Below are 20889 nucleotides of genomic sequence, written 5' to 3' on the forward strand. Positions count from 1 at the left end.
CGAGTCTGGTTGGCTGGTGTAGAAATAGATTGGTCAGGATTTTATACTCACGAACGCCGCCATCGTCTGCCTTTGCCTACTTATCCTTTTGAACGTCAACGATATTGGATTGATGCAAAATCACCATCACTTTCTTCAAGTAGCAACTCTATAACTTTAGATAAAAAACAAGACATTGCTGACTGGTTTTATATTCCCTCATGGAAACGTTCTTTGCTACCTCATTTTACCTCCCCATTTCGTGCAGAGTCTTTTGACAAGGAATGGCTACTATTTGTTGATGACTGTGGAGTAGGTGTCCAGTTAATTAACAGACTAGAACAGCATGACAAAAATGTAATTGTTGTAGAGAAGGGACAAGAGTTTCGCAAATTGCGTGAGGGTGTATACACTATTAATCCGCAAAACCGCGATGACTATGATGTTTTATTTAAAGAACTGATTTTACTGGGTAGGATTCCCCAAAATATTGCTTATTTATGGAGTCTGAATACTTTTGAAAATCGTCAACTAAGTAAATATCTAGAATTTCAAAGTTTGTTGTTTTTAACTCAAACTATTGGTAAGAAGAAAATTAGAGATCGCTTGCAAATCTGGCTGATCTCGAATCAAATCCAAGAAGTTAACGGTAACGAAACTCTCGATCCAGAGAAAGCAACGGTGTTAGGGTTATGTAAGGTTATTCCTCAAGAATATCCTAATATTACTTGTCGGAATTTAGATTTTGTTTTAACGAATCGCAGAGGCGCAGAGAACGCAGAGAGAGGAGGAGGAGATTTTGATAGTTATATTGTAGACCAAATTATAAATGAGTTTATAGCTTTGTCGCCTGATTTGGTTGTTGCTTATCGCGATCGCTACCGTTGGATACAAACATTTGATTCAGTACATTTATCAGCAGTTGCAGACAAAAACATATTGAGAAAAGAAGGTGTTTACCTGTTTCCAGGTGGACTCGAAAGTTTTGCAGTTGTGCTGGCTGGGTATTTGGCAAAAACTCTCCAGACGAAACTTATATTCATTGAAGATTCTCCTTTCCCTGAAAATGATGAATATTTGCATTGGCTTGAAAATCATAGTCAAAAAGATGAAGTAAGTCGAAAAATTCAAAGAATACTAACATTAGAAGAATTAGGTGCAGAAGTTTTGGTCATGCGTGCAGATTCAACTAACTATGAACAAATGCACCAAATTTTAGGATCGGACAATATTGGTCAAATTCATGGAGTAATCTCTTCAGTTGGAATAACGCGCGAAAATATATTTTTATCAATAGCGGAAATTCAGAAAACAGAGTTAGAAAAGTTACTTGACACTCAAATTCATAAAATAACTATTTTAGAAAAAGTATTACAAAATCAAAAATTAGATTTTTGTATTATTCTTTCTTCTTTATCTTCCGTTATTGGAGGATTCGGGTTAGCATTATATTCAGGAGTTAACCAACTAATAGATACTTTTACTCAAAGACATAACCAAACTAGCTATTTGCCCTGGAAAATCATAAATTTGGATAAATTGCAACTGAATGCAACCCAAGAAGAAAAAATACTCACACAGACATCTGGGGTAGAATTAGCAATCACCGAGACAGAAAGTATAGAAGTCTTTAAAAGGGTATTTTCTTTAGCAGAGGGAACTCAGGTTGTTGTTTCTACTTTAGATATTAAAGCCAGGTGCGAATATGCTTCGCGTATGCTTCGCGATCGCACTTTTAAGGGCGACTCCATCGCAAACGCAAAATTTTCCAATCAATTAGACTCATCCTCACACTATTCTAGACCTAACCTCAGTAATTCCTATGTTGCTCCGACTAACGAGTTAGAAAAACAAATTGTGGAAATCTGGCAAGAAGTTTTGGCGATTACAGAAGTTGGTATTTATGACAACTTCTATGAATTGGGAGGAGATTCCCTCATCGCTACCCAATTAGTTTCTCGATTACGAGCAAAGTTTCCTGTAGAGTTACCTCTACGCGACCTTTTACTGCAAGCGACAATCCCCGCGAAACAAGCAGAAACGATCGAGCAACTTCTCTTTGAGAAAATCGAAGAATTATCAGAAGATGAAGTGGCACTTCTTTTAGGTAATGATATTCCCTAATCAATTTTAATAATTCTCTGCGACTTGGCGTTACATTAAATTTCACAGAGTTTGATATTAAACAGCATAATTATCAATTTAAAAAATATTAAACGACTCTTAACAATGGATAAACAATACTCTAATTTATCAACGAAAAAAAAAGCTCTCCTAGAAAAATGGAAGAAGGGAAAATTTCCAGGTGATACAATTCCTAGACATCAAACCTACCAGAATATTCCCTTATCTTTCTCCCAGCAAAGATTGTGGTTTATTGACCAACTTTATCAAGGTAGTTCCTTCTATAACATTTCGAGTGCCTTTCATTTAAAAGGACTACTGAATATAACAGCACTCCAGCAAAGTCTTAATGAAATTCTTAAGCGTCATGAAGTCTGGCGCACAAATTTTACAACTGTCAATGGCCAACCAGTGCAGGAGATTGCACCGGAATTAAATTGGGACTTGCCAAGTATTAACCTTGAACATTTATCTGGCAAAGATTGGGAAGGAGAGGTTAAACAACTTGCAGCTATTGAGAGCAAGAAACCCTTCAATTTAGCTAAAGGGCCATTACTCAGAGCAACTTTACTGCGCTTGGGTGAGGAAGAACACATTTTCCTTTTGACGATGCACCACATTATTACCGATGGATGGTCTGTTGGTGTATTTCTACAAGAGTTGGCGACGCTGTATGCAGCTTTTTCTACAAATCAGCCGTCTTCTTTACCCGAACTTCCCATTCAGTATGCAGATTTTGCAGTTTGGCAGCGCGATCGCTTACAAGGTGAATTACTGGAAACCCAATTCAATTACTGGAAGCAAGTACTAAGCGGCGAATTACCTTTACTACAGTTGCCTACAGATCGTCCGCATCCTGCCGTTGCTACTTTTACTGGTGCCAAGCAATACTTCACGTTTTCTAAAACCTTAACAGATGCGCTTAATCAAATCAGCCAGCGCGAAGATGTAACTTTATTTATGACTTTGGTGGCAGGATTTAATACATTACTGTACTGCTATACAAATCAAAAAGACATTCTAGTTGGTTCTCCAATTGCTAATCGCAACCGAACGGAATTAGAAGGAATGCTGGGTTTATTTGTCAATACCTTGGTGTTGCGTAATAACCTTAGTGGTAATCCTAGCTTCCGTGAATTATTGCATCGAGTCCGTGAGGTAACTCTTAATGCTTATGCACATCAAGATTTGCCTTTTGAGAAACTTGTAGAAGAATTACAACCAGAGCGCGACTTAAGCCGGAATCCACTTTATGAAGTGATGTTTGTCCTGCAAAATACACCAATGTCTGTACAGGAAGTTTCTGGTTTAACCTTGCGTACCTTGCAGTTCGATAGCGGTACGGCTCAGTTGGATATTTTTGTATCGATGTCCGAATCCCAACAGGGCTTAACAGGGTTTTTGGAGTACAATACGGACATTTTTGATTCAGTAACAATCACCCGATTTATCAGTAATTTTCAAAGTTTATTAGAAAGTATTGTTGCCAATCCAGAGCAGAGGATTTCAGAATTATCACCATTAACTGCTAAAGAGCGAGAGGAACTATTATTTGAGTGGAATCAGACTCACATAGATTATCCTCAAAATGTGTCTCTCCATCAATTATTTGAGCAGCAAGTAAAGTTAACACCTGATGAATTAGCATTAATTAGTCAATCAGAACAACTAACTTATCGGCAACTTAATCAGAGGGTTAATCAGCTAACCCATTATTTACAAAAACTAGGTATAACTCCAGAAACTCTTGTTGCCATTTGTCTAGAACGCTCCGTAGAAATGGTTGTGGGGATTCTGGCTATTCTCAAAGCTGGTGGTGCTTACATTCCCCTCGATCCAAGTTATCCAGTGGAACGCCTTAGTTTCATGCTTTTTGATTCTCAAGCATCGCTATTAATCAGTCAAGAAAAGATATTAGAAAGACTACCTGCATCTTTAGTCAAAACTGTTTACCTAGACATCCACAAAGGCGAAATTATTCAAGAAAGCCAGGAAAATCCAGTTAATACGTCGAAAGCTGATAATTTAGCTTATATTATCTATACTTCTGGTTCTACTGGCAATCCTAAAGGTGTTCTTGGTACTCATCGCGGTACAGTCAATGGCTTACACTGGCTATGGAAAACTTATCCTTTCACCAAAGGAGAGGTTTGTTGCCAGAAAACAGCTATTAGTTTTGTCGATTCAGTATGGGAGATTTTTGCACCATTACTTCAAGGAATTCCAACTGCAATTATTCCCGATGCAATTGTCAAAGACCCACAATTGTTTATAGAAAGTTTGACATATAACAAAGTTACCCGGATAGTACTAGTACCTTCGCTACTACACTTACTTCTAGATAACTACAGTCATCTGATTAAACATTTATCGCATCTAAAACTTTGGATAACCAGTGGTGAAGCACTATCTGTTGATTTGGCTAAAACTTTCCGAAAACTGATGCCATCTGCCAAATTAATCAACCTTTATGGCTCATCAGAAGTTTCTGCTAATGTCACTTACTACGATGCCAGCTTATTGCCAGAAGAATTAACTAGCGTTCCGATTGGTCGCCCTATTGATAATACTCAAGTTTATGTACTAGATAGTTATTTAAAACCAACTCCTGTAGGAGTTGTTGGTGAACTGTATGTTGGTGGTGATGGATTGGCAAGGGGATATTTACATCGTCCTGAATTAACTCAAGAATGTTTTATTAATAATCCCTTTATCCCAGAAAGCAAACTTTATAAAACTGGCGACTTGGTACGTTATCTTAACGATCGCAATCTTGAGTATTTAGGTCGCCGTGATGACCAAGTAAAAATTCGTGGCTTTCGGGTGGAACTGGGGGAAATTGCCGCAGCGATCGCTCAACATCCAGATGTGCAAGAATGTGTTGTCATTGCCCACGATGATGCTCAAGGCTCAATGCGTCTGATTGCATATATAGTGACTCCCCTGCAAGAGATCGGGCAACAACTCTTGCCCTACTTACAACAAAAGCTGCCGAATTATACGATCCCGGCAGCTTTTGTTGTATTGGATGCAATACCCCTGACACCCAATGGCAAAGTGGATAAGCGATCGCTTCCAACCACTGAGGTTATCCGAGCCAACACCATTCTATCTTTCGTTGCTCCCCGGAATTTTACAGAATTGGCTTTGGTGAAGATTTGGGAAAATCTCCTGAATAATCACCCAATTGGGGTTAAAGATAACTTTTTTGACATCGGTGGTCATTCCTTTTTAGCTGTTCGCTTAATGGCGCAAATTCACGACCGATTTGGGCATAATCTTCCCCTATCTACTCTTTTTGAAAAACCGACAATTGAAAAACTAGCAACTATTGTTAGTGAGCCGTCCCGTGAAAAATCGAACTCTCCCCTAGTCGCAATTCAGGCTTCCGGTTCCAGAACGCCTTTCTTTTGTATGCATGGCGCTGGTGGAGGAATTCGTAATTACTTCAACTTGTCTCGAAGATTGGGTGAAGACTATCCCTTTTATGGTTTAGAACATGTCCCTGGCGAAGAAGAACCGGAAATTCTTTCAGTGGAGGAGACAGCCGCTCGCTATCTCCAAGAAATTCGTCAGGTACAACCGAATGGGCCTTATTTTTTGGGTGGTCATTGTTACGGTGGTGTCATTGCCTTTGAAATGGCGCAACAATTGCAAAGGCAAGGTCAAGCTGTAGGTTTGTTAGTTGTGATCGATGCCATATTGCCAGAAATCACCATCAAATCAGGAGAAGACGACGATGCCAAATTCTTACTCCGCATGGCTGAATCGATAAAAACTAGCAATAATATAGACTTTTCTCTGCCTTTTGAGGAACTGCAAAATTTACCAGTAGATGAGCAATTTCATTTGGTGAATAAAAAAGCAAATTTCATTTTTAGCGACACAGAGATTCAGGATTTTCTCAGTTATTACAAACTTTTTAAAGTTCACGTCCAAGCCATGCGAGATTATGTCCCGCAGATTTATCCTCACTCCATGACTCTCTTACGAGCTACTGAGGAAATTATTCATGATTTTGAAAGTCCAGAATTCCATACTGATGACCCTTTCCTAGGTTGGGGCAAATGTTGTAGCCAACCTATTCAGGTTATTGAAGTTTCAGGAGATCATTTCTCGATGTTAGTTGAACCTCATATTCAGGCATTAACCAGACAGTTGAGAATTTGTATCGATCGGGCTCACTTTTGTATAGAAAACGCGAGTAAATAAGACTAATGAAACTACCAGCAGGGCCGAAAACTCCCAATTGGCTGCTGAATCAGCAATTCCAAGCTGACCCCTTCGGCTATATGGATGCAATTTGTCAACGTTATGGCGACACGATCGCTATCATGTCTGGTTCTACACCAACAGTACACGTCAGCAATCCCTTGGGGATAAAGCAGATTTTTACTAATACCAAAGAAATTACAGCTAGGGGTGTGTTGAACCGAAGTTTTGCCTTTATGACAGGGAACCAAGGAATACTTCAACTTGATGGCTCGCGTCACAAACATCGGCGGAAACTTTTAATGCCTGGCTTTCATGGTGTGCGGATGCAAGCTTGTGGGCGACGTATTTGCGAACTCACAAAAAAAATCATGAGTCAACAGGTGGTTGGTAAACGTTTTCTTGCTTACCCTATCATTGAAGATATCACCCTGCGGGTGGGTGTTGAGGTCGTCTTGGGCTTAGATGAGGGAGAACACTATGACAAAATTAACCATCTATTTACTACTGCAAACAAACAATCCCAATCTCGTCTTTTTAAACTTGTCACAAAATTACCCTTTGGGCAAAAGGATTTAGGTCGGTGGAGTCCGTGGGGATACCGTCTGCACCTGCGAGAGGAAATTTTCCAATTACTCTACGCCCAAGTCCAAGAACGTCGCCAACAAGCAGATGCTTCCGGCAACGATATCCTCTCGGATCTGATCTTTGCTCGTGATGAATCAGGTGAATTATTAAGTGATGAAGAGGTGCGCGATCTGCTACTATCGCCCATATTTGCAGCTCAGGATGCTTCCGCAACTGCGATCGCTTGGGCAATGTACTGGATTCACCGTTTATCTGTAGTTCGCGATCGCCTTCTTGAGGAACTTGATACCCTTGGTGAAGATCCAGATCCCATGAGTATTGTGGCATTGCCCTACCTCAGTGCTGTCTGTAACGAGGCTTTGCGAATTTACCCAACCCAGTTATTTACGTTTCCCCGGTTGGTAGAGTCACCAATTGAGATAATGGGCCATGAATTGAGTCCGGGAACAGTACTCATTGGTAATATTTATTTGACGCATCAGCGGGAAGATTTATATCCACAACCAAAGCAATTTCAGCCAGAGCGTTTTCTCGAAAAACAATTTTCTCCCTATGAATTTCTGCCCTTTGGCGGCGGTGCGCGTAATTGTATTGGTGGGGCTTTTGCTTTGTTTGAAATGAAACTTGTACTGGCGACAATTCTTTCACGTTATCAATTAGCGTTGGTTGACAAGCGACCAGAAAAACCAAAATTTGGGGGTCTGATTTGTTACCCGGCTAGTGGCGTAAAAATGTTCATGCATGGTCGTCGTCAGCATCAAGGACAGTCGCAGCCATCGGTTGTTAGTTCAGTTTAATAAACAATTAAAAAATACTAATGAAATTACCTGAAGGGCCAAAAGCTTCCCCCCGGTGGCTGAGTCGTCAATTTAAGACTAATCCCGTGGGATTAATGGATGCTATGGGCGATCGCTATGGTGATATTTTCACTGTTATGGCTGGTTCTACACCAATCGTTTATGTCAGCAACCCACAGGGGATAAAGCAGATTTTTACTAGTGCCAAAGAAATTACAGCTTCTGGGAAGTTGAACCAAGGTGGCGCTCTCCTGGTGGGAAACAACGGATTACTTATGCTTGATGGCTTGCGCCATAAACATCGACGTCAATTATTGATGCCTCCCCTGCACGGAACTAGGGTAAAAGTATACGGGCAGCGTATCTGTCAAGTTACAGATAAAGTGATGAACAATCTGGCTATCGGCAAACCTTTGTTCGCTTATCCGACTATGCAAAAAATTACCCTTGAGGTAATATTACAAGCTTTGTTTGGTTTGGATGAGGGAGAGCGTTACGAACAATTTAGGCAACTCCTTTCTAATTTATTAAGTTTCGCCCGTTCTCGCTGGCTGAAATTAGCCCTGTCATATCCCTTACTCCGACAGGATTTAGGTCGGTGGAGTCCGTGGGGATATTGGCTTGACCTGCAACGGCAATTTGACAAACTCCTCTACACTGAAATTGCCGAACGGCGATCGCAACCTGACCCTTCCCGCACCGATGTCCTCTCTGAACTAATACTTGCTTGCGATGAAACTGGTGAAGCAATGAGCGATCGGGATATCCGCGATATGTTCCCATCATTGTTATTCGGCGGTCAAGATGCATCAGCCACTGCCATAACTTGGTCATTGTACTGGATTCACCGTTTACCTACTGTTCGCGATCGATTACTTCAAGAACTCGATACCCTAGGTGAATCCCCAGATCCGATGAAGATTGTTGCACTACCCTACCTCAGTGCTGTCTGTAATGAAGCCCTACGAATTTATCCGACTCAGGTAGTCACATTTCCCCGATTAGTAGAATCACCAATTCAGGTGATGGACTACGAATTGAGTCCAGGGACAGTAGTCATCGGCTGTATTTATCTGACGCATCAGCGTGAGGACTTATATCCCCAACCGAAGCAATTCCAGCCAGAGCGCTTTCTGGAGCGACAATACTCTCAGTATGAATTTTTACCATTTGGTGGTGGCGCTCGTCGCTGTCCAGGTGAGGTATTAGCGCTTTTTGAAATGAAGCTAGTTTTAGCAACAATTCTCTCACACTACAAACTAGCCCTAGCGCATCCAGAAAAAGTAGAAAAACCCCAGGCTAGAGGTGTTAATTATCCCCCGGCTAGTGGCTTGAAAATGTTAATGCTCAGTCGGCGTGCATCTCAAGAGCGATCGCCACAGTTGGTTAATAATTTTACTTAAATATACAACTAGCTCATAAATATGCAAACCCAACAAACCGATCGACTTCCCTTGACAGATTGTCGTTTTTGCTCGCTGGTTTCTCAAGCTAACGGAGAAGATCCAATTGGTACAGCAGGGACTTACGACCATTGGATAATTATGGAAATTCCACAACCTTGGCCGGAAAATATCTTTGAGGAACATCCGAGAATAAAGCCACTCTTGGGTCTGTTCCAAGAGTTAGTGGTCAAACATGGGGTCAAGCTGCGACCAATGTTAATTGCTCCCGATCGCGAGTACTCCCACCCTGGCTTCACCCGCTTCCTCTACTACTATCGTTCTACGGAGATGTTTTCTCAGTTTGAAAAACAAGAGTTTGTTGTCCCAGATGAGGAAACAACTGCTTTGGTAACGGCAATACTGAAGCAGTTGATGCAACAGCCTAACGATTTATCAAAGTTTCAGCAGTATCAGCAACAAACCAATCACATCCGAGAACTCATGGTTTGCACTCATGCTCAAGTTGACCTTGCTTGTGGCAGATTTGGCACTCCTTTGTATCGGCGATTACGCAAAGAATATGCTCCTGCTTCCAACGGAAAGTTAAGAGTGTGGCAAACAACCCATTTTGGCGGTCATCAGTTTGCCCCGACTCTAGTTGATTTACCCCAAGGATGTTTATGGGGACATTTAGTGCCAGAAGTGCTGGATTTACTGGTACTGCGGAATGGTTCAGTCTCTGACCTGCGTCAGTTCTACCGAGGATGGGCGGGTTTAACTAAGTTTGAGCAAATTGCTGAACGCGAAATTTGGATGGAGTTGGGTTGGAATTGGCTCGATTATTTGAAAGCTGGTGAAGTGCTGGCAAAAGAAGAAGTTCATGAAGAGGATCGTGCTAGCTGGGCTGATGTACGCATTCATTTTGCCGCGATCGATGGCAGCATATCAGGTACTTATGAAGCCAGAGTTGAAGTCAATGGTGAGGTCATGAGTACATTGAACTCAGCAAAAGAAATGGAGTTAGAGGCGGTGAAGCAATATTGCGTTAGCCGTTTAGTGAAGGTTGATTAAACAACAACAATTTGAAAACTTTAAAATGACTGCACAAAAACAATCTCAACTGACAAATGAGATCCTCCAAGGCAATCTCATTCAACTGATGTTCAAGTTATCATTTCCTGGTATTTTCGGAATGTTACTACTAGGCTTGAACACTTTTACTGATGTTTTATTTGCAGGGCAATTTATTGGTGAAACTGCCGTTGCAGCGATCTCCCTTGCATTACCCCTCACAAATATATTAATTGGATTTGCTCTGTTAGTTGGGGTAGGTTCTGCTTCTGTTCTCAGTCGAGCTATTGGTTCTGGAGATATCAAAACCCAGTCTAAAATCTTTGGCAATTTAATCGTAATGAGTGCGATTATCTGTTTTTTTGTCACAACTATTAGCTACACATTTGGTGAAGAATTCATTAGATTCATGGGAGGAAATGGTGAAGTTGCCTCTGCGGGGTCAAAATATTTTAAGACTTATATGCTTGGTTCGGGGTTTTTTATCTTAGCGGTAGCTTCGAGTCAGATTATCAAATCAGAAGGCAGAATCAGACTAGCCACCATATTTTCAGGCATTTTTGTAATCGTTAATATTACCTTAGATATCATATTTGTCAGCGTCTTTCGCTGGGGTATTCAGGGATTAGCCATTGCTAGTGTTGTTGCAATGGTTATTTATAGCATTCTAAATTTAACTTATTTTCTTTTTGGTAAAAGTTCTATCCCAGTCGATCCCAAAAAGTTTGTTCTGGCAATAGACTTACTGCCTGCTATTTTATCAGTGGGAATACCAGCGCTACTTACTCAAGTTATGGGTTTAGTTGATAGTTTTGTGGTTTTGAAATCAATTTCTAATTACGGAACACATAATGATATAGCTTTTTATGGAGCAACACTGAGATTAACTTCATTAGCACACGTTCCTTTAAATGGTTTTACACAAGCCTTGCAACCTGTGATTGGTATAAATTATGGATCTCAAAATTATGAGAGACTCAAAAAAGCTTATTTAACTTTTGCTATTGGTGGAACTACGTTATTAACATTACTTTGGCTCCCTCTACAATTATCCCCAAAAACATTTCTAGTTTGGCTGTTGCCAGACGTTACTTTTAATTACAATGATTTATTAAATTTTCGTATTCTTAGTTTAATAATACTAGTCATACCCTTTACTTCTTTTGGAGCAACTTTATTTCAATCCATAGGAAAGGGTAAAATAGTTACAATTATAATTCTTTTAAATAGTATAGTTATATTCATTCCTCTAGTGCTATTTCTATCAAAAATTATGGGTGTTATGGGTGTATATTGGGGGATTTTAATAACAAACTTTGTAATTCTTTTAATTGCACTAGTCTTGACATTTTTAGAATTTAAGAATTTAACCAAAATGCAAATAGAAAAATACCAATAATCAAATTATTCGGTTATTCAGTACTTGCTATACCAACTTATTAGTTAATAATATAAAACACATTAATAATTATATCAAAATGAACACGACTATTTAGATAGAGCTTTTTTACATTTATTTTAAGAGAGTCAAGTTCTGGCAATAAATAAGTAATTATTGCGACACTTGTATCTAATCGACGAACACCTCTTAGAGGATGTTTGAAAAGTCCTACTGTAGGTATTAAAACGTTCTAGAACCCCCTAAATCCAAAGATTTTGGGTTTGTACAAAGATGTGTGTACGCCGTAGCCTTTTTAAGGGGGGTTAGGGGCGATCGCTAAGTACCTAAAATCACAGCAAAATACTTGTTCATTCATCCTCTTACTGCAAGAGTTACACGTTTGTTTTTGTTAATAACAGTACCACCCATCATAACCTTGCCTAATTCTGCTGGAGTTGCATAAGAAGCGCGATCGCTCATCCGCCCTCGCATATAAGGGTCAAGGGACAAGTAAATCGTGCGGGTGAGTATTTCTGACTCTCCCAGTTCTGGAATTGCCGTTTTGACAAGAGCAAAATCGCTCTCTTTGGGTTCTGCGATCGGGTAATTTTTGAGCAGAATTTGTTGGTTCTAGGAATCAGACATAGATGCTTCCTTTTTTTGATAGATTGCTTTATCGATCGTATAGCGGAAGAAAAGGAAGTGCGATCGCTATTAAATTACCCGAACAAGGTTGTTAAAACAAATAATTCGTGGGTTGCAAGATAGCCGGCTTTTTTAATAAGTTAGGTATCTGACCACCGCACCTTGTATTAAAAATGTTGCTTTGGAGAATACAGGAATGCGATCGCCTCCGACCGACCCAAGATCGTCGCTTCATTGCAGAAAACTGCATAATTAACGAATACTTGCTTATTTCTTATTTAAAGGTGCAGTTCTATTAGATACTTAAGTAATCTATATAAATAGCACCCTATGACTAGACAATACGGATTACACAAGTGTTTGCAGTTCGGATTGGCAAGTGTACTGGGCTACTTAGTTGTCAGTATCTTTACTGCTAAAACTCAGGCGCAGCAAAGCAATATCATACCCGATAACACACTTGGCGCTGAGTCCTCTCAAGTTATAGACAACTTTCAGGGACAACCCATAGAAGTAATTACTGGTGGTTCAACTCGCCAAATCAATCTATTTCACAGCTTTCAAGAATTTAATATCAGCGAGGGACGGGCGGCGTATTTCTTCAGTCCTAGCGCAAATATCCAAAATATTCTAGCACGAGTGACAGGTAATAACCGTTCAGAAATTTTGGGGATACTCGGTACATTTGGTAATTCTAGCCCAAATTTATTTTTGATAAATCCCAATGGCATTGTGTTTGGGAAAAATGCCAGTTTAGATGTACAAGGTTCCTTTGTGGGAACGACTGCGAACGGTTTGCAGTTTGGCAATCAAGGGGTTTTTAGTGCCATAAATCCCCAAGCTGTGCCGTTGTTGACTATTAATCCTTCAGTATTGCTGTTTAATCAAATCCAAGTAAATGGGGGAATTATCAATCAATCTCAAACACCTGTAGCGATTAATCCCATCGGTGGATATCTTAGGGGTTTGCAAGTTGCTGATGGTAAAAGTTTGCTGCTTGTTGGTGGAAATATCAATATTGATGGTGGTGGAATTCAGGCTCATGGCGGAAATGTTGAGTTAGCAGGTTTGGCTGCACCGGGAAATGTGGGATTGAATATTGCGGGTGATAATCTGGGTTTAGTTATATCTGAGAATGTGGAACGCGCCGATGTTTCGTTGAGTAATGGCGCAGAAGTCAATGTTCGCGGTGAGGGTGGCGGAAATATCAACATTCAAGCTCGAAATGTAAATTTAGCAGGGCAAAGTAAACTAAAAGCGGGAATAGATATAGGTTTCGGTACTCCAAATAGTAAAGGTGGAGATATTAATATTAATGCGACAGGAGATACAACGTTAATAGATAAAGGTTTCATCGCTAACGTAGTGCAAGAAAAAGCATTTGGTCAAGGTGGCGATATCAATATTATGACTGGGACATTGACGTTACAAAATGCTGGACAAATCAATGCTAGTCTCTATGGACAAGGTAATGCAGGAAATGTAAATATCAATGCTCAAGGTGCTGTTACTGTTGCAGGTCAAAAAGATGATTTGAATAGTGGAATTAGTAGCTTTGTATTCACAGGAGCAACAGGTAATGGTGGTAATATCAATATCAAATCTAGCTCTTTTGCACTAAGTAATCATGCTTACCTTAATACTGATATTTTAGGACAAGGTAATGGTGGTAATATTCAAATCACGACAGGTACGCTAAAAGCTACCAATGGAGGCGATATTCATAGCATTATCTTTGGCAAAGGAAACGCTGGGAATATCAGCATTAATGCCCTTGATAATATAGCCTTCGATACTAAGAGCGATGTTAGTAGTAGTGTGTCCCAAGAGGGGGTAGGTAACGGAGGAAATATTTACCTGAAAACAGGTTCACTATCGTTAACTAATGGCAGTGAAGTATCGACTGAATCAGGACAAGGTAATGCCGGAAATATTACCGTTGAAGCCTCTGATAATGTTAAGCTAGATGGCGTTTTTATCGACGCGGGTAAGTTTGACCTTAATAATAAGAATTATGATTCGTTTAGTGGTTTGAAAGGCAACTTAAACATTGGAGGTGTCGGAAAAGCAGGAAACATTCAAGTTACTACAGGATCGCTTTCTGTTACTAATGGTGCCGAAATATCTAGCTTTACTGCTGGAGTTGGAAATGCAGGAAATATCACTATTAATGCCCGCGATAATGTCACACTTTCAGGTTTTGGAGGGAGAATGAAATATGGCAGTACACTATCAACTTTCGGTATTGAGAACGCGATAGGTAATGGTGGTGATATTCGCATCACTGCAAGTAATTTACTACTGAAAGATGGTGGGCAACTAAATGCTAGTAACGGCGGACAAGGAAATGGAGGTAATATCTTTCTTGATGTTGGCAATACTATTACTTTTGATGGAATTGGCGGTGATGGTTTATCTAGTCGTGCCACTATGGAAGCATACAATGGTAACGCCGGAAATATTCAAATTGAAACAGGATCGCTGTTTTTCACAAATGGCGGTGCAATATCTTCTTCACATGACGGAGGAAAAGGTAATGGTGGGAATATCAGCATCAATGCTCGTGATACCGTAAATTTTGATGGTGTCGTCAAGGGTGTAACTTTGAGTATTGGTAAAATTATTGATGCAAAGAGTGGTTTATTTAGTTTATTGGCGAGTGGTGAAGGTAAAGGAGGTGACATCGAAATTACAACAGGGTCACTTTCCGTCACCAACGGTGCAACCATTGCTGGAAACTCAGGTGGACAGGGAAATGGAGGCAATATCACCATCAATGCCCGTGATACAGTAACTTTGGATGGTGGGAAAAATAGTTTAATTACTTCCATAGGCAGTCCTACGGTAAGCAGTAGCACGGGTAACGCTGGGAATATTCGGATCAACGCCAGAGAATTATTTATAAAAAATGGTGGTGAACTCGCCGCTTTTAGTAGTGGTCAAGGTGATAGTGGCAATATCTTTATCGATACCCGCGATGCTGTAATTATCGATGGTACTACTGGCAATAAACCGACTGGCGTTTTTAGTGATTTGTTTGCTGGAGTTGGCAAAGGTGGGGATATTCAAATTACAACCAATTCCTTAACACTAAGCAACGGTGGACAACTTGCTGCTAGCAGTTTTGGCAAAGGTAATGCAGGTGACATTATAGTTAATGCTGGTGATGCTATTGGCATTGATGGTGTCGGTAGGAATGGAAATTCAAGCGGTGTTTTTACTACCTTAGAAGTTGAAGCTGAAGGTAGAGGAGGCAATATTAACCTGAAAGCAGGTTCTTTGTCTTTAACTAATGGTGGAATAGTTAATGCTAGTACTTCTTCTAAAGGTAATGCAGGTGATATTACCATTGATGCACGCGATCGCATTTTAATTGACAGTGTTGGCACCACAGGTTCTTCTAGCGGTGTTTTTAGTACTGTTAATTCAACTGCTGTAGGCAATGGAGGCAATATTAATCTGACAACAGATTCTTTATTTTTAAATCGCGGGGGAATCAGTTCAAGCAGCTTTGGGCAAGGAAAAGCCGGAGATATTAATATTAATTCTGTTTCCACAACGCTTGATAACAAAGCATCTATTGCTGCAATAACTAACTCTGGTGATGGTGGAAATATTAATTTAACTGCCAGCGATCGCTTATTATTGCGTAACAGTAGCCAAATTTCGACCACCGCAGGTACAGCGCAATTAGGTGGCAATGGTGGTAACATCGATATCAATTCAAAATTTATCATTGCCATTCCCGAAGAAAACAGCGATATTACAGCCAATGCTTTCACCGGAACAGGTGGAAACGTCAAAATCAATTCTCAAGGTATCTTCGGTATCGAGTCGCGGACAAAGCCAACGGAAAGAAGTGATATTACCGCCAGTTCAGAACGAGGCGTTGCAGGTGCGGTTAATATCAACGCACCCGATACAAGTTCCATCAAAAATAGCTTCACCGAATTACCTCCAGTCATTGATACTAATGCACTCATCGCTAATAGTTGCATTTCACGCAGCACTAAGCGACAAGAAAACTCTTTTACCATCACAGGTTCCGGTGCTTTGACTAGCAATCGTCCTGGGGTTTTGGTTTCTAACTATACAACTGGGGAAGTCAGAGGTGTTGAAACTACATCCCGTCCCTGGAAGAAAGGCGATGCAATTATCGAACCGCAAGGTTTATATCGGCTAAATAATGGACAGATGCTATTAAGTCGAGAATGTTCTAATTAATGTTATGTAGGAATCCGGTTTGATTTCTGGAAAAATTTAAGTGTATGTAGGGTCAATACGGTTTGGATAAGATCCCCCCGCCTGTGGCGACCCCCTTTTTAAGGGGGTAGAAGACGGTTATAAGCCCCCCTTTTTAAGGGGGGTTGGGGGGGATCTTCGAGGAATAAACACCTTAACCAAACCGTATTGGGAGTTAGGGGATATTTGCTGAATTTAGATTCCCGACTTTTAAAAAAGTTGACTATCTAAGTTGCAACTTTTAGTTAACGTAAGGAACGTGGATTAAATAAAGTGTAAAAGTAGCACCATTCTCCGTTCCATCAGAATTGCAGATTATTAAATTTGCATTCCTAAGTGCCATTCCGTTTTAGTCTTAGGTAGTAGGCAAAACCATGCTTTGACGCACAGTACGCTTGCGATCGCTTTTACGAATTCCTCCAGCCATCTGATATTCGTGGCTATTACTACCATATTTATAAGCAATTCCACGCAATATTTTTTCAGAATAGTCTGCCAAATCTTCTTCATTTTCTACGATTTGGGTCAGTAAGATATCGATAGTAGAAAGGGTGGTATTGTATTCTTCAAGAGATTTTCGGAGGTTTTCAATTTTGTCAGTATAATCTTTAACTGTCAAACCCTCGCCTACGTCTAGAGTTGGATTGATAGACTTAATACTTGCTAGACGTATCCCAGCTTTGCTGAGAACACGTGAACTGCGTTTTGGTCTTGCCATAATTAATACTCACTTTTTACATTTCTCATAACTCCATACTGAACAATTGTTTAAAAGGTTGTCATACGTAGAATTGTTGATTTTTTAACAAAACTAAAAATTAATTAATTTACAGCAGTTTCTACGTATTTAAACTACATCTCTTATTGGGTAGGTATCCCCAGTCCCAGGTGTCAACTTAAGTCCAAGCAAATAGAATTGCTTCTGGCACATTGCATGTAGCTTGCTTTGACCTAGTAGTACGCGGCTACACAAGTCTAGTCCGCCTCCTCGGACTAAGTAAAGAAAAATTAAGAGGATGTTTGAAAAGTCCTGTTGTAGGTATTAAAAGTTTTAGATCCCCCTAAATCCCCCTTAAAAAGGGGGACTTTAAGAGACTTTTGCCCCCCTTTTTAAGGGGGGTTGGGGGGATCAAAAGCTTATGGGACTTCCAACAAATAAATTACCCAATCTTGTGGGGTGGGCAACATGAGCGCCCATATACAAAGGCGCTCATGTTGCCCACCCCACAAGAAGTAGTTGAGTATTTTTTTATTTCGAAGTGCCTATGAAGCAACTCTAGAAGACTTGTGTGTACAATGTAGCTTTTTAAGGGGGGTTAGGGGGGATATAAAAGTGCCTAAAATTACAGTGAAATACTTATTTATTCAACCTTTAAGGGTTTAAAACCCACAGAGGTGAGTAAAGTTTAGTGTAGATGCGGTTTATAACCGCCCTTTTAGTATTAAGTTGACACAAATAGAAATTCTTTATAACGTCAAGGCGAAAGCTGCTACAGACTGCGCGAAACACGGAAATGTGAAGGCGGAAGCTGCTACAGGGAAGGCGGAAGCTGCTACAGGGAAGACGGAAGTTGCTACAGGGAAGGCGGAAGCTGCTACAGGGAAGGCGGAAGTTGCTACAGGGAAGGCGGAAGTTGCTACAGGGAAGGCGGAAGCTGCTACAGGGAAGACAAAACAAAAAAACGTCAACCCTGAAGGCGTAGTTTTGCATAAGTCCTATTTATTTATCGCTAAAATTCAAACAAACGGGAAAACTGGTGGCTACTTATCAAAATGGTTGATAGCGGACTGAAAAACTAAAACCATTATCTTGTAGCGAAGTACCGCGATCGCTTGTTCCCATAAATGGTATACCATAATCTGCACGCAATACTAAACCATTTAAAGGTTGCCAGTTTAAACCTAAACCCAGACTAGCAATGGTTTGTGGGTCGGCATTAATAGCGCGATTGTTCCAAGCTGTGCCGATGTCAACGAATGGTATTAGCTGTAAAGTTTGCACATTTGATGTCAGGGGAATACGAACTTCCACACCTCCAACTACCCCATTGTCAGCAACAATTTGGTTTTGACGATAACCGCGCACTGTATCCACTCCGCCAATGCTAATTTTTTCCAGCGACAGTAAGGAATCAGGAGTGAGTTGAGTGTTAACTTTAGCCAACATCAAGATGCGGGGAGATAGCCGTTGCACCCATTGAAATTGTCCCACCCAGGAAAAAAAACGCCCATCAGTACCACTATCATTAACGGTTGCATCAAAACCACCAATCCCAAAACTAAATTGCGATCGCGCCGCTAAAACACTGTTAGCATTACGTTGTAACCAATCTTGGGAAAAGCGAATTACCGTAACTTTTGATTTTCCATTTTCCGGCCCTTCAGTAAAAGAAAAGGGGATATCATTAAGGATGAAGGTTTGGCTACGTCGTAAATCAAATGCTAAACGGAGAGCAAATTCGTTGTTTGGGGTGTGAGTAAGCGGTTGACGCACGTTAAAAGAAAGGGTTTCGGCTTCGCTGCGAATATTTAAATCGCTAAACTTGCTTTCAATAATCCGGCTACCACTGTTACTGTAGCGAACACCAATGGTTCCATCTAGGGCGTTAAACGGAATAGAATAATTAATATTGTAAATGTCTAAACCTTCACTAGCGGCATATTCAGCATTAAATTTATCCCCAAACCCTAATAAATTATCGTGAGCAATAAAAACAGTCCCTTGTTCTGAACCAACACTAGGCGATTGGTCATTTGCAAATATTACCCCAGCGTGAAATGCTGGCGATTCGGTAATTGTCACCTGTAAAATATTGTTACCTGGGGTGCTACCTGCGGTTAACTCAGCATTGACTCGTTTAATAGCAGGGTCAAGTTGTAATAATTGCAATGCTTCTTCAAGGCGTTTTTGATTTAAAGGCTTACCCGCCAATCGCGCAATCCGGGAACGCACGTATGCAGTTTGCAATCTTTTTAACCCTAAAATGGAAATTCCTTCAAGTTCGCCTTCCACAACTTGAATTTGCACAACACCGCTAGCGATATCTTGATTGTTGGGAATAAATGCACCACTGCTAATATAGCCATTATCAACATAGAGTTTGGTGATTTGCGATCGCAGTTGCAATAACTGCTCAAATGTGATGTCTTTATTTTCTAAGGGCTGTTTTAACTTGATGATTTCATCTTTTAATACAGAATAGCCTGTGACTTGGATTTCTTTGACATGAAAACTTTCACCACTAGGAAAAGTAGTATCGGGTAAATTTTCTGGTTGGGGTGATGGGAGTATAGGGATATTTTGTGCAGGTGGCGTGGGAGGAATATTTGGTGATGGTAATGGTTGAGGAATAGTTTCTTCTACTTTCCCTGGAATATTAGGGGGAATTGTTACTCCAGATGGGGGCGTAGATTGGGCAAATGCTGCAAGTGGAGTGATGCTAATACAAGAAAATGAAATGAAAAAAAGCTGTTTAAAGCGGAGGGAGAAACCCATTGTTTATCTATTATTTATAAAGTTTATCCTAGATCCTCCTAAATCCCCCTTCAAAAGGGGTACTTTGATTCTTCCCCCTTTTGAAGGGGGGTTAGGGGGGATCGACAAGTGCCTAAAATCACAGCTAAATACTTTTAAAACATCCTTTGAAAGACAGATAATTTACGCTATTTTTATTTAAGATTGGGACACTATACTTTCCACATCTACAGCCGAACACCGTCGGAGATCGTCGCAAGTATACGCTATTACTGAGCCATCAGGCTCAACAGAAAACAAAAAATTATCAGCAGCATAAGTAGGGTGTCTTCTGGAAGTTCCAGGATAAACAGGGTTATATCCCAATAAAACTAAGCCTTGAGGAGATGATTTGAGGTTAATTTCCTGGTCTACAACCTGACTTCTATTTATTCTAGAGTCAAAATATCTAGTTCTCATCATTCCAGAATATCCCTTCATCACCAGGACACTTTGATAGACAACTCCATCAACGCTATATCTAAGACTCCAACTTCCGTAAAGCGGAGAATTTGCATCTACGAGTTGCGCGATCGCATAAGATGAAGATTGAGAAGTATTGGGTGTTTGTGCTAAAACATCTCTGCCATTTGCTGACTTGATACCAAATAATCCAATTCCAGCTACTAAAATTGCAATGGAAGCAGTTTGTTTGAAAGTTGGTAACAGAGATTTTGCTAAAAGTGTGTTAGAAACTAGTGTAGAAAACATAATCAACCTCTCAATCTGAGTTAAAAAAATAACGATACCTTCATCAGCAACGGTTAATAAATTGATGGTTTTGTTATTTTTCGATTCATGAACCGTTTCTTTAATACTCAGATTATGAGAAACCACTAGGTAATGCGTTCACCTTTCACGCAGATATAAGTGCAGAATTTATCTTGTGCGATCGCATGATGGTGCATACTATTTTGCAGAAAACTGCACACTTTTAAAAACTTCAGTTTT

12 protein-coding genes are annotated in these 20889 nt (G+C 40.2%); 8 read left to right on the forward strand and 4 right to left on the reverse strand.

Translation table 11 applies throughout. From position 1 onward, the window contains the following. The 6 genes from CDG77_RS24260 to CDG77_RS24285 form a co-directional block, all read left to right on the forward strand. On the forward strand, window positions 1–2103 hold a 2103-nt coding region (locus CDG77_RS24260), incomplete at its 5' end, for a KR prefix domain-containing protein (RefSeq protein WP_143857084.1). A 105-nt stretch (window positions 2104–2208) separates the two neighbouring features. Further along, window positions 2209–6315, forward strand: coding sequence for a non-ribosomal peptide synthetase (locus CDG77_RS24265; RefSeq protein ID WP_094331908.1), 4107 nt, complete (start codon window positions 2209–2211; stop codon window positions 6313–6315). A gap of 5 nt (window positions 6316–6320) precedes the next feature. Beyond that, a complete protein-coding gene (locus tag CDG77_RS24270) occupies window positions 6321–7700 on the forward strand; it encodes a cytochrome P450 (protein ID WP_094331909.1) in 1380 nt (459 codons plus the stop codon). Window positions 7701–7720: 20 nt separating this feature from the next. Then, window positions 7721–9103, forward strand: a complete 1383-nt coding sequence (locus CDG77_RS24275; protein WP_094331910.1) for a cytochrome P450 — start codon at window positions 7721–7723, stop codon at window positions 9101–9103. A 21-nt stretch (window positions 9104–9124) separates the two neighbouring features. Continuing rightward, window positions 9125–10156, forward strand: coding sequence for a sucrase ferredoxin (locus CDG77_RS24280; RefSeq protein ID WP_094331911.1), 1032 nt, complete (start codon window positions 9125–9127; stop codon window positions 10154–10156). Continuing rightward, window positions 10149–11555 carry an MATE family efflux transporter gene (locus CDG77_RS24285; protein WP_223269947.1) on the forward strand — a complete coding sequence of 469 codons (1407 nt, stop codon included), beginning with the start codon at window positions 10149–10151 and terminating at the stop codon, window positions 11553–11555. The genes CDG77_RS24280 and CDG77_RS24285 overlap by 8 nt, the downstream gene beginning before the upstream one ends. A gap of 354 nt (window positions 11556–11909) precedes the next feature. On the opposite strand, the gene CDG77_RS24290 is transcribed toward CDG77_RS24285, so the two are convergent. Beyond that, window positions 11910–12158: a hypothetical protein gene (locus CDG77_RS24290; RefSeq protein WP_094331912.1), complete on the reverse strand. Its 249-nt coding sequence runs from the start codon at window positions 12156–12158 to the stop codon at window positions 11910–11912. Window positions 12159–12512: 354 nt separating this feature from the next. On the opposite strand from CDG77_RS24290, the gene CDG77_RS24295 reads away from it, so the two are divergent. Continuing rightward, entirely contained in the window at window positions 12513–16406 is a 3894-nt protein-coding gene (locus tag CDG77_RS24295) for a beta strand repeat-containing protein (protein WP_094331913.1), read from the forward strand. Window positions 16407–16779: 373 nt separating this feature from the next. Here the strand turns inward: CDG77_RS24295 and CDG77_RS24300 are convergent, their stop codons facing one another. Continuing rightward, window positions 16780–17142: a hypothetical protein gene (locus tag CDG77_RS24300; protein WP_094331914.1), complete on the reverse strand. Its 363-nt coding sequence runs from the start codon at window positions 17140–17142 to the stop codon at window positions 16780–16782. A gap of 729 nt (window positions 17143–17871) precedes the next feature. Between CDG77_RS24300 and CDG77_RS37885 the strand changes: the two genes are divergently transcribed. After that, complete coding sequence (locus CDG77_RS37885; protein WP_223269948.1) at window positions 17872–18216, forward strand: hypothetical protein; 345 nt, start codon at window positions 17872–17874, stop codon at window positions 18214–18216. On the opposite strand, the gene CDG77_RS24310 is transcribed toward CDG77_RS37885, so the two are convergent. Then, window positions 18193–19920, reverse strand: a complete 1728-nt coding sequence (locus CDG77_RS24310; protein ID WP_094331915.1) for a ShlB/FhaC/HecB family hemolysin secretion/activation protein — start codon at window positions 19918–19920, stop codon at window positions 18193–18195. The two genes, CDG77_RS37885 and CDG77_RS24310, sit on opposite strands and share 24 nt — an antisense overlap. Before the next feature lie 177 nt (window positions 19921–20097). Further along, entirely contained in the window at window positions 20098–20775 is a 678-nt protein-coding gene (locus CDG77_RS24315; protein WP_223269949.1) for a hypothetical protein, read from the reverse strand. Window positions 20776–20889: the final 114 nt, after the last annotated feature.

This window comes from Nostoc sp. 'Peltigera membranacea cyanobiont' 213 (assembly GCF_002245975.1).
In the GTDB taxonomy this organism is placed as follows: domain Bacteria; phylum Cyanobacteriota; class Cyanobacteriia; order Cyanobacteriales; family Nostocaceae; genus Nostoc.

What these genes read in the sequence shown, in the direction of transcription:
- CDG77_RS24265 (WP_094331908.1), top strand. Translation starts at nt 2,209, where the DNA reads ATGGATAAACAATACTCTAATTTATCAACGAAAAAAAAAGCTCTCCTA.
- CDG77_RS24270 (WP_094331909.1), top strand. Translation starts at nt 6,321, where the DNA reads ATGAAACTACCAGCAGGGCCGAAAACTCCCAATTGGCTGCTGAATCAG.
- CDG77_RS24275 (WP_094331910.1), top strand. Translation starts at nt 7,721, where the DNA reads ATGAAATTACCTGAAGGGCCAAAAGCTTCCCCCCGGTGGCTGAGTCGT.
- CDG77_RS24280 (WP_094331911.1), top strand. Translation starts at nt 9,125, where the DNA reads ATGCAAACCCAACAAACCGATCGACTTCCCTTGACAGATTGTCGTTTT.
- CDG77_RS24295 (WP_094331913.1), top strand. Translation starts at nt 12,513, where the DNA reads ATGACTAGACAATACGGATTACACAAGTGTTTGCAGTTCGGATTGGCA.
- CDG77_RS24300 (WP_094331914.1), bottom strand. Translation starts at nt 17,142, where the DNA reads ATGGCAAGACCAAAACGCAGTTCACGTGTTCTCAGCAAAGCTGGGATA.
- CDG77_RS24310 (WP_094331915.1), bottom strand. Translation starts at nt 19,920, where the DNA reads ATGGGTTTCTCCCTCCGCTTTAAACAGCTTTTTTTCATTTCATTTTCT.